5 protein-coding genes are annotated in these 5,860 nt (G+C 37.6%); 3 read left to right on the plus strand and 2 right to left on the minus strand.

The window, feature by feature from the left end; genetic code table 11:
* The first annotated feature begins 80 nt into the window (after positions 1-80).
* Positions 81-563, plus strand: coding sequence for a Cys-tRNA(Pro) deacylase (gene ybaK, locus EUBHAL_RS00170; protein ID WP_005343347.1), 483 nt, complete (start codon positions 81-83; stop codon positions 561-563).
* 273 nt (positions 564-836) lie between these two features.
* Here the strand turns inward: ybaK and panF are convergent, their stop codons facing one another.
* Together panF and EUBHAL_RS00180 are read right to left on the minus strand one after the other, a co-directional pair.
* Entirely contained in the window at positions 837-2,324 is a 1,488-nt protein-coding gene (panF, locus tag EUBHAL_RS00175) for a sodium/pantothenate symporter (protein WP_005343356.1), read from the minus strand.
* Positions 2,324-2,593: a YhdT family protein gene (locus tag EUBHAL_RS00180; RefSeq protein ID WP_005343357.1), complete on the minus strand. Its 270-nt coding sequence runs from the start codon at positions 2,591-2,593 to the stop codon at positions 2,324-2,326. The genes panF and EUBHAL_RS00180 overlap by 1 nt, the downstream gene beginning before the upstream one ends.
* A gap of 482 nt (positions 2,594-3,075) precedes the next feature.
* Between EUBHAL_RS00180 and EUBHAL_RS00185 the strand changes: the two genes are divergently transcribed.
* A complete protein-coding gene (locus tag EUBHAL_RS00185) occupies positions 3,076-3,960 on the plus strand; it encodes an aldose 1-epimerase family protein (RefSeq protein WP_135960870.1) in 885 nt (294 codons plus the stop codon).
* A 45-nt stretch (positions 3,961-4,005) separates the two neighbouring features.
* Positions 4,006-5,343: a leucine-rich repeat domain-containing protein gene (locus EUBHAL_RS00190; RefSeq protein WP_044921103.1), complete on the plus strand. Its 1,338-nt coding sequence runs from the start codon at positions 4,006-4,008 to the stop codon at positions 5,341-5,343.
* Positions 5,344-5,860 lie beyond the last annotated feature (517 nt).

Here is a 5,860-nt window from a genome sequence, read left to right on the forward strand (position 1 = left end):
GTCCGATAATAAAAATAAGAAAGGAGTAAGTTACTGTTTATAACCTTTAATAAATTTTAAGTAACGTTTTAATTGACATCATGAAAAAAGAACTAAAAACAAACGTAATGCGTATTCTCGAAAAAGAAAAAGTGCCTTATGAAGCACATTATTATCCACATGGAAAAGAGGCAGTAGATGGAGTGACGGTAGCAGAATTAACAGGCCAGAATCCTGATTATGTCTTTAAAACTCTTGTAACTGTAAGCAATAAAAAGGAATACTTCGTATTTGTACTCCCTGTAGCAAAAGAACTAGACTTAAAAAAGGCGGCCAAAGCCGTAGGTGCAAAATCCATCGAGATGATTCATGTAAAAGACATTAACAAAATTACAGGATATATCCGAGGCGGCTGTTCTCCAGTCGGAATGAAAAAACAGTTTGTCACCACCTATCACGAAACTGCACAAAACAATCCAGTCATCATGGTAAGCGGCGGCAAGATAGGAACACAGGTAGAATGTAAACCAGATGACCTGCTGAAAATCACCAAAGGACAGTATGCAGATATCTGTAAAGAGTGATTGTTTCTTAGTTTCTGTCTGTGAAGGAATTGAGGAATCTTACAAGATATTTGCTTACTCGTCCTCACAGGATAGGATGCAGATATTATATTAAACAACAGTATAAAGGAGTTTTTGAAAAACAGAAAATAAAAAGGGACTATACTATCAAATGTGGCCTCGGAGCAAGGTTTGGATACGAGCGCGTAAGCGAGCATTCAAACCGCCGCGACTAAAGTCACATTTGATAGTATAGTCCCTTTTTATTTTCGTCTGTTTTTAGAAAAACACGCTCTAGAAGCAGTTCTTAATAATATCTGCATCCAGTCCATTCTTGCTCGTGGCTTTTCCTACAGCAAAATACAATATCGCACCCGCGAGCAGTCCCCACACAACCGCATTAATTCCCGCTACGTGTACATTATAGTAACAGAATACATATGTGGCAGCCGCACCGATAGAACTGCTGATTGCCGCCTGTTTCGTTCCTTTTTTCCAGAATAATCCACCAATAAGAGGCCAGAAGAAGCTACATTCCAGGCCGCCTAAAGCAAAAAGATTCAGGAAGAAAATGATATCTGGCGGATTGATTGTCAGTAAAATGATAACAACGCCGAAAGCAAAAGTAACGAGTGTACTTAACTTTCCAACATTTTTATTGTAAGAAGCAATCTTTTCCGGATTATCTTTTACCACATAGTTACGCCATAAGTCCTTCACGATAGCCGCGGATGCGAGAATCAGAAGAGAGTCGGCTGTAGACATAACGGCGGCCATAGGAGCGGCAAGGAAAGTTCCTGCAAGACCTACTGGCATAATCTTCTGAACAATGTAAGGAATAAAATAATCGGAAGTAGGAAGATTATTTGTATCTACTAATGCGCCAGCCCATGTACCAGCCATATGCATACCAACAATGATGAAACTGCAGGTTAACGCACCGATCCACATCGCAGAATGAAGACTCTTTGTATTCTTAAATCCCATCGAACGAACCGCAGTCTGTGGAAGTCCAAGAGTACCAAATCCTACGAGAACCCAGAAACTAATCAAAGTACCCGGAGTGTACACAGAAAAAAGATCATCATATACACCAGGAAGATTTCTGGCAAGTCCGGCATCAATACCAGAAAGCCCGCCGCCTGCTTTTAATACAAAGAAAATAAACAGGAAAGTACCGATACACATAACAATTCCCTGAATTGTATCTGTGATGGCAACCGCGCTAAAACCGCCAAAAGAGGTATAAATAATTACTACCGCACCAAAAATTAAGAGGGAAACAACATGGTTAAGCCCTGTAATAGAAGAAATCAAAGTTGCCCCGCCAGTAAACTGTCCGATCATCTGTGCCATAAAGAAAGCAACCATAAGTAAACTTGTGATAATAACCAGCGCATCACTCTTATAACGGGCCTTTAAATAACCAACAACTGTGACAGCTCCTGTTCTTCTTGAAACCATAGCCAGCTTATTACCAAGCACACCTAAAACTAAAAAAGTAACCGGAACCTGCACTGTGGCAATCCATGCCTGGGCATATCCATAAGTAAGCCCTGCCGCACCTGGCCCGGAAATAAAGGAACTTACCGAAGTGTAGGTTGCCATTGTTGTCATAGCCAGAAGAAGACCGTTCATATTTCTTCCGCCGATAAAAAACTTCTTTTCAGATGATACGTTCTGCTTATTTCCCTGACGTTTACTAAATACAATACCGATAATCGCATTTAAGGCAAGGTAAATAACAAAAATAGTAAGAATGATCTTTTGACTTGCGGACATTATTCCTCGCCTCCTTCCTCTTCATCCTCGTATTCAAAGTCAATGAATACTTTCTTGAGTAAATACCATACTCCAAGGAGAGAAAGAACAATCGTTCCCAAAGTAGACACACTAAACCATGCCGGCATACCAAGAAAATAAAGCCCGGTTCCATTCAGTAAAAATGCACTGGAAATATGCCATACACAGCAGATTGCGACAACGACTAGCGTTCCACGGATTTCACGGATACACTGCTCATGCTTCTCCTGTCTTGTTAATTTTTTCATCTTTCGATTCTCCTTAAATTAAAGGTCAGATTCACGGAGGATATCTGCCAAGAATATTATCATATAAATGAGGAATAAAATCAACAGGATTTTACTATTTAATTCATTAACAACAGACGTCCGAGCAGTTTTACTACGTCTTTCAGAAAAAAGGATAACTCCCAGCTTCGTCTTTAAATTTTTCACAATTTTGACATTTTTTTGAAGTTATAATTGACAATCAAATAGGTGATATGGTAAATTTTTAAATAAATAGTTAACAGGTAGGAATAACCAGATTCTCTATGAAAGTACAGTCATCCTGTACGGCTCAAAAGCCGACAAAGAAACCTGGGCTTCAATAAGCTTAAAGCCAAGACAGCTTTTTGATTTGGATTAGTCTGGCATATGTGATATACTTTAAATAGACCCGGCAGATTAACAGGTCTGCCGGGCTTTTTTATGTCAATTACAAATAAAAACTGATGAAAAGGGGAAACAGAATGGCAACTTACACAATCGAAAACGAAAAGTTATCCGTAACAATTGCTGCTCATGGGGCAGAACTGAGCAGTATCTATGACAAGGAGAATGACAGAGAACTTGTATGGCAGGCAGACCCGACATTCTGGAACCGTCATGCACCCGTACTTTTCCCAAATGTAGGAAAGTATTATGGCGGATATTTTACTTATAATGGCAAAGAATATCCAATGGGTCAGCATGGATTCGCGAGAGATACAGAATTTGAGGAGGTAGCGGCAGGAGAAGATTTTGTGACTTATCGTTTAAGTTCGAATGAGACAACAAAAAAAGAATATCCATTTGATTTTAAGTTAGAAATCACACATAGATTACAGGGCGGACGTTTGTCTGTAGAATGGAAAGTAACAAATACAGGCGATAAAGAAATGTATTTTACAATCGGCGGACATCCTGCATTTAATGTAAATGTATTGCCAGATACTGATTTTGAAGATTATTCTCTTGCTTTTAAGGAAGGAACAGAGAGCCTTTCCTATGTTCTTTTAGACACAGAAAGTGGAACGGCAATCGCAGATAAAACTTATGAATTAAAATTAACAAACAGTAAGTATGCATTAAAAAAAGATATGTTTGATAAAGACGCTCTCGTATTTGACAATGGACAGATTGAGTGGGCGGCACTTGCACTTCCTGATGGAAAACCATATATTGCATTAGAAAGCAAAGGATTTCCGAACTTCGGAATCTGGTCAAAACCAGGTGCGCCATATGTGTGCTTAGAACCGTGGTGCGGCCGCTGTGATAACAGAGGATTTGAGGGCGAACTTTCTGAAAAACCAGGTATTAATGCATTGAAAGCTGGGGAAGTTTTTGAGAAATCTTACGATATTATTGTATACTAAAAAGTAAATTATAAAGAATAGGATATTTTGCAGGAGGAAATGACGTTGGCAGAAACAAAGAAAGCAAAAAAGCATATTGTTGTATTTCAGGATGAAGAGGGCAATGTCTTAAAGACTTCTTTTGTTTCTCACGAAGAGGCGGCTCTTCCTCCTGAAATGCCTGAAAAACGGGGGGAGTCTGTGCATCATGAGATAAAGTTTCAGGGATGGGATAAAGACATTTCCAGTGTAAAAGAAAACCTTGTAGTAAAGGCAGTCTATAAGGAAGTACCGAAAGAATATCTGGTCATGTATTTCCATGAAAATGGCAAGATGCTTGGAACAGAGACAGTTCCTTACAGGCAGGCGGCAACACAGCCCTATCGCCCGCAAAAACCGCAGACAGAGGAGTACTATTACATATTTAAAGGATGGAATAATGACCTTTCCCATATAGAAAAAGACACGATGGCAAAGGCCGTCTTTGAGGAGCGGCAGCGTTCTTTTGTGGTACGCTTTTTTCATGAGAACGGAACCCTTTTGAAAGAAGAAAATGTTCTGTATGGACAGGCAGCACAAGAGCCAGAAGTTCCGGCAAAACAGCAAGATGAAGTATATCATTATATATTTAATGGCTGGGACAATACATTTGATCATATTAAAGAAAACACAGAGGTTCATGCTGTATTTTCTTCTGTTTATAATGAATATAAGGTGAGCATTTATGAACAGCTAAAAGAACGCCTGGTAGAAGAAAAAATCTATCATTATGGAGACATAATAGACTATCCTGTACTAAGAAAAAAAGGGTACACTTTACAGTGGAATATCCATCCGGAAACAGTGACACAAAACGAAAAAATCTACGCAAGCTGGGATTTTTCCAATCCTGTCGGAAAAGTTTTTGAAGTAGATGGAAACAGTTATCAGATTTTAAATCCATCAATAACGAATGGAAGTGTCCGTCTGTTGTCTTATACACAAGATGCCAGCCAGATACAGATTCCAGAACGAGTGCAGATAGGAGATTACTATTATTTTATAGAAGAAATCGCAATCCGGGCGTTTTGTAATTGTGTTAAAATGAGAACGCTTATCTTGCCCAACTGTGTCCGTATAATAAGTGATGGAGCATTTATGAATTGTAAACGATTGGAAAAAATTGTTTTAGGAAAAGGTGATGATATAAAGCTTCATTCCATAGGGAAAAAAGCATTTGCAGAAAATGAGCATTTGAGAGAGATTTATTTTGCCGGAAGAAATCTGCGAAAAGTGTATCCAGCAACTTTCGAGGGAATCAGAAAAACAATAAAGATCTTAGTGCTTCCAGCAGAAAAAGCAAAAATTGAAAAGTTGCTACAAAAGGCGTTACGAGAGGGAAAAGTTTTAATTGATTTAATATAAATTTGTAAACCCGAAGGGGAGTGATAATTATATTGGCAGCATACGAAAAATTAGATTTAAAATATTACTTTATCATAAAGGGAGTTATGATAGAATCAATTTAAATGGAAAACGTTATAGATTGTACGCCAATAAAGTGCTTTAAGCTATTTTGAATAAAAATGATAAAAATATATCAATATAGCAAAGAGAATGTGTATTATAAGTGGAAAAATACAAAAAAGTACAATATCTAGTACTTTCTGAGAAAATAAAAAAATCTTCAAAAAATGCTTGACGCAACTCTACTGTTATGATAATATAATATGCGTTGCACATGAGAAACTCATTTTTGAAAGAAAAATGACAAGAATCCTAAAAGAAAACGAAAAAACTTCTTGACAGATTAAAAATCATGTGATAATATATAAAAGTTCGCATCGCGAAAAACAAAAATCTTCGAAAGAAGATGAAAAAAGTTTTTAAAAAAAGTTCTTGACAAGAACAAAGTGGTGTGATAAAATATAAAAGCTTTCGT

It is taken from the genome of Anaerobutyricum hallii DSM 3353, from assembly GCF_000173975.1.
Taxonomy (GTDB): domain Bacteria; phylum Bacillota; class Clostridia; order Lachnospirales; family Lachnospiraceae; genus Anaerobutyricum; species Anaerobutyricum hallii.

Bases quoted from the DNA above. Each gene is read 5' to 3' on its own strand.
- ybaK (WP_005343347.1), top strand. From the start codon at position 81: ATGAAAAAAGAACTAAAAACAAACGTAATGCGTATTCTCGAAAAAGAA.
- panF (WP_005343356.1), bottom strand. From the start codon at position 2,324: ATGTCCGCAAGTCAAAAGATCATTCTTACTATTTTTGTTATTTACCTT.
- EUBHAL_RS00180 (WP_005343357.1), bottom strand. From the start codon at position 2,593: ATGAAAAAATTAACAAGACAGGAGAAGCATGAGCAGTGTATCCGTGAA.
- EUBHAL_RS00185 (WP_135960870.1), top strand. From the start codon at position 3,076: ATGGCAACTTACACAATCGAAAACGAAAAGTTATCCGTAACAATTGCT.